Raw genomic sequence first — 4,890 nt, forward strand, 5'->3', positions numbered from 1 at the left:
AACGTGTGAAACATGTGTTTGATGGGTATTTTGTGTATTTTTATGAATAAATCAGGAGAAAGTAAAAAAGCTGGCGAGAAAAACATCGTTTTCTCCCAGCTTTTTCTTAAATTTTTTAATTACAGAACAACGTAGAAGCTTGGTGCGTACCAACGTTGGCTAGCGACCGTTACGGTTTGACCCGGTTGTGGGGCGTGAACGTAAGTCCCGTTCCCCAACGAGATGGCCACGTGGCCAGGGGTGGTGTCAGAACCGAAGAAAAGGAGGGCACCAAGTGGGGCGTTGGCAACGTCGTAATGGTGGGCACCCAGTGCCTGTTGTTGGTAAGTGGTCCGGGCGCTAAGGCCGTATGCCCATTGGACTAAGCCGGAGCAGTCAAAACCAGCTGGCGTGTTACCACCCCAAACGTAAGGGACACCATGCATGGAGAGGGCCCGGTTAACGGCGTTTTGCTGCTTGCTTTGCAGCTTACCGTTAGCGTCGAATTGGTAGGTAACACCGTTGATTACTTTTTGACCAGTTGCCTTTTGACCGGTAACGGGGTCGTAGTAGTAGTCACCTTGCCAACCACTGTTGATGGAGTAGTTACCGGAAGTAAAGTCAACGTATTGACTGTTTCCGTCAGCAGAACTGGAGTAACGGTGTAAAATCCGGATTTCCTTATGTTGCATGTTGGCTTGAACCGGAATGTTAACGCTGAAGCCAGATTGGTTAGCATTGGCAATCCAGGAGTACACATTAGCAACGTCATTTCGGCTGATGTTCTTTTGGTTACCGGTCAATTCAGTCCGGTAAAGTTCGTGGTTATTAGCGTCCAGGACGATGATAAATTGGTGGTTCATCCCGTTAGCGTTGGTAGCGGCGTGCCAACCGGTGTAGTGGATGGTGTTGTTGTTTAATGTGTACCCATCAACGTAGCCAGTGTTGGAGGTGTAAGTCTTGGAGTACTGGTCACTGTAATTACCGTTCCCGTTAGCATCGTCGGTGAAGCGCATCAAGATTTGCAGGTTGCCACTCAAAAGAGCCTGGTCAACGTTTAATGTTGTGTTAAAGCCACTGTGCAGACTGTTGTAAATCGTGCCCTTGACCTTGGCAACGTCGGCCCGGTCAGTCAGTTGGACCCGGCTCCGGGTTAATTCCTTACCATCCTTGAGGAGAATCAGGTAGGCATATGGCTTCGTGGCAGAAGCGTCATCGGCCATCCAACCAGTAACTTGCAGGCCGTTAGCGGTTTGCTTTACGCTGTCAATGCTGTTGGCCTTTTGCTCCTTACCTAAGTTGATTGGGCCAAACCACTTGTCGAAGTATTGAGCTTCACCGTTGGTACCATTGGAGTAACGACTGATGATTTGTAGGCTGTCATTTAAGTATGGGGTCATATCAAGGTCGAAGGTGTTGTTGAAGCCAGAGTATTGGGCATTGTATACACCAGGATAGACCTTTTGCACATCGTTACGTTGCAGGTTCGTAACTGCCTGCCGACCCAGTTCCTTGCCTTGGGTTTGGTCGTAAACAATCAGGTAGTGGTCCTGGTAGTTGGCGTCTTGGTTAGAAGCGTTCCACCCGGAAACGGTTAACTTACCGTCAGCAATGCTGAAGTTATCCAGGTTACCGTAGTTCTTTTGGTCGGCAGCAGATTGGGCTTGTTGGCCATTCAGGTTGGCATCGGCTGGTTGCCATGCAGGAGCAGCGGCGCTAGTTTGGCTAGCAGCTGATTGTTGTTGGGATGAGGCAGCACTAGTTGCTGTACTGGTAGCAGCTGACGAAACCGCAGTTGTTTGTGCGATAGTGTCAGGGGAAACGGTGTCTGCTTGCGCAACGTGACCACCGGCTACTAAGCCGACAGCAACGGCAACCGTGGTGATTGCGGCGTAGAACCAGTTCTTGTTGCTCTTGTACATCTTGTAGTGTTTCTTAGTATCCATAAACGTTAAATCGCGACTCCTTTATTTGTTCGTTGATAATTTCCATTTATAAGGCTAGCATAAGTGACCTCTTTAAAGGGAAACGTGGGCGGATTGTTATTGGAATGATACATCTTGCAATCGCTTTGTAACTCTTTTGCAATATCGTTGCGGTTTGGTAATCTACAGCGGGTGGGCACTTATTTTCCTATAATAAGGAAGAAACGATTATAATAGAAAGTAATGTGAGTACGGAAAGGAGCCTTTGATGATGGAAAATCCAATTTTGCAGCGGCGGGCGGTCCGTAAGTACGCGTCAACACCAGTTGCTGGCCCAGATATTGAGGAAATGGTGGCAGCATTCGAGGCTGCACCCTGTGGAATGCACCAGGTTGAGGGTATGCAGGCAACGGTGGTAACGGACGAAGCATTGTTGAAGAAAGTTGCCACGGCAAGCAGTAACGCCTGCTATGGGGCACCGTTACTGTTCGTGATTTCAGCCAAGAAGACGAGTCCGTTTGGTGACCGCGATGCTTCAGCAGCGGCGGAAAACGTGATGGTTCAGGCTGCTGCACTTGATCTTGGGTCGGTCTACGTGATGAGTGGGGCCCAGGTCTTGAATGGTCATCCCAACTTATTAAAGGAGTTGGGAGTCGATGATGGCTACGCGGTAACGGTAATTGTTGCAATCGGTCACCCAGCCGGCAAGGTTGATACGCCGGACCGAACGCACCGCTATAAGCTGGTTCGTCGTTAAAAGTAATCAAAGGAGGGGGAATGGTGGCCCAGATTCGAATATTTACCAAAAAGTTTTGCCCCGGTTGTACAATGACTAAGCAGCTGATGGACCGGCTTAAGCTGGAGTACCAGACAATTGACATTAGTGACGATCCAGCCGCGATTGAGGCCCTGAGCGCCCTCGGTTACTACAGTGTCCCGATTGTGATGGTTGACAACGGTAGTAACATTGTCGGCTGGACGGGCTTTCGACCAGACAAGATTAAGGACCTCGTTAACAGCTAAGCTTAATTTTATTAAGCATATATGTTTAAATAATAAGGAATGAGATAAAAGCACTTACGAAGCCAAATCGATTCTGATACAGTAACCAACTGTGCAAAAAAAGAATTGATTAAGGAGTGTTTTACCATGAGTAAAAAACCACAAGCGCGTCAGCATGTGCGCCATCCTAAATTGGCAATGGTCAGCATGCTGCTTGGCGCATTTGTGGGGATGTTCAGTGAAACGTCATTGAACATCGCCCTGCCAAAGCTAATGTTGGCTCTGCATGTTAATACCGGGACCATTCAGTGGTTGGTAACTGGTTACATGCTGGTGATTGGGATTATCCTGCCGCTGTCCAGCCTCCTGTCCAAGTGGTTCACGACACGGCAAATTATTATCTTTGCCTTCTGTGACTTTATTGTCGGGGCAGCAATTTCGGCGATGGGGAGTACCTTTGCGGTTGTCCTAATCGGTCGGATGATTCAAGGAATTGGGACCGGCTTAATCCTGCCGTTGATGTTCGCTGTCGTTATGCAGATCTTCCCACCGCAAAAGATTGGGGCGGTAATGGGTGTCTGTGCCCTGGTAATTATGTTTGCCCCGGCAATCGGGCCCACACTGACGGGGTTGATTTTGGCTAAGCTTTCGTGGAACTGGATTTTCTGGCTATTTATTCCGTTCTTATTAATTGCCCTCTTCTTCGCGATTGCTTCGCTGGAAAACGTCGGTAACGTTACCCGGCCACACATCGATGTCCTGTCGATCTTGGAATCAGCAGTTGGCTGTTCCGGTCTGGTAATCGGGGCCTCACTGTCAAGCCGTGATGGCTGGTTATCGGCGCCCGTTTTAAGTGCTCTTATAATTGGGGTTGTTGTATTACTTCTATATATTCACCGGCAATTGCACCTTGAGGAGCCGATCCTTAACCTGCGAGTATTCAAGTACCGCTCCTTTGCCATTGGGGCCATGCTAGTGATGCTCGACTTTGGGATTATCTTGTCAGCAATGTACTTACTGCCAATGTATATTCAAAACGGCCTGCTGCTTCCAGTTGCCTTAACAGGGATTATTATGCTACCCGGTGGGGTGGTTAATGCGTTGACATCGGCCGTTGCCGGACGGATGTACGATAACATCGGTGCTAAGCGTCCGGCCATGGTTGGTTTTATCATTGCCCTGGTTGGTGCGGGGATGTTGGCATGTTCTTCTGCCCATTCCTCAATTGCCTATGTGATTGCAGCCCACGTTATTTTGATGATTGGGTGCCCACTGGCGATGTCGCCGTCACAGACGAGTGCACTGAACTCGTTGCCGGGGATGCAGTCAGCAGATGGTAGTACGATTCTGAATACTATGCAGCAGGTGGTTGGTGCCCTGGCTACGGCGCTGGCTACAAGTTTCTTGGAATTGGGACGGACTGCTGGGGGTGGCTCCTCAGCAGTCCGCTTCACTAACGGGGTTCACTACGGCATTTACTTCACAATCGTACTGGTTATCATTGGATTAGCGCTGACCTTTATGATGCAAGATAAGGCTAATAGTACGGATCTGAAATAAAACAAAAAAGGCCTTGAAATTTAAAAGTAAATAACGTAAAATAGGTAATTGTTGTCTTACAAATACAGTTATCTACTTTTTTAGTTTTCACAATCTTACAATGGATAGTTACCTGATACGTGGTTTTGAAAACTACATGACATTTAAGTCATATTTTTGGTTGACATTAAATGAGCTGGTAGTTATAATTGTTAATGCACTCGTGAGTTAGCAACAAATTAAATTAAATTTGTTATTGACGGACGGATGGTAAGATGATATTATAAATAAGCTGGTCAATTTAGAAAGCTAATAAAACTTCTTAAAAAAGTTCTTGACTTTCTAAATGGTTAGATGATATAATATTTATGTTAGTTAGCTGATTAATCAGCTAACTGGTAGACCTTTGAAAACTGAACAAAGTTTCGACGAATCAAATGTGTAG

At 47.2% G+C, this 4,890-nt stretch carries 4 protein-coding genes; 3 read left to right on the forward strand and 1 reads right to left on the reverse strand.

Annotation, left to right across the window (positions count from 1 at the left end):
* Positions 1-119: 119 nt before the first annotated feature.
* Complete coding sequence (locus FD32_RS05815; protein WP_053003086.1) at positions 120-1,925, reverse strand: NlpC/P60 family protein; 1,806 nt, start codon at positions 1,923-1,925, stop codon at positions 120-122.
* A gap of 250 nt (positions 1,926-2,175) precedes the next feature.
* Here FD32_RS05815 and FD32_RS05820 point away from each other — a divergent pair, with 250 nt between their 5' ends.
* The 3 genes from FD32_RS05820 to FD32_RS05830 all read left to right on the forward strand — a co-directional run bounded on the left by FD32_RS05820 (position 2,176) and on the right by FD32_RS05830 (position 4,466).
* Positions 2,176-2,661 (forward strand): nitroreductase family protein, encoded by a 486-nt coding sequence (locus FD32_RS05820; protein WP_047770571.1) that lies wholly within the window; start codon positions 2,176-2,178, stop codon positions 2,659-2,661.
* 23 nt (positions 2,662-2,684) lie between these two features.
* Entirely contained in the window at positions 2,685-2,927 is a 243-nt protein-coding gene (locus FD32_RS05825) for a glutaredoxin family protein (protein ID WP_202812214.1), read from the forward strand.
* Positions 2,928-3,053: 126 nt separating this feature from the next.
* Complete coding sequence (locus FD32_RS05830) at positions 3,054-4,466, forward strand: DHA2 family efflux MFS transporter permease subunit (protein WP_047770567.1); 1,413 nt, start codon at positions 3,054-3,056, stop codon at positions 4,464-4,466.
* Positions 4,467-4,890 lie beyond the last annotated feature (424 nt).

Origin of the sequence: Limosilactobacillus panis DSM 6035 (assembly GCF_001435935.1) — a bacterium.
Lineage (GTDB): Bacteria > Bacillota > Bacilli > Lactobacillales > Lactobacillaceae > Limosilactobacillus > Limosilactobacillus panis.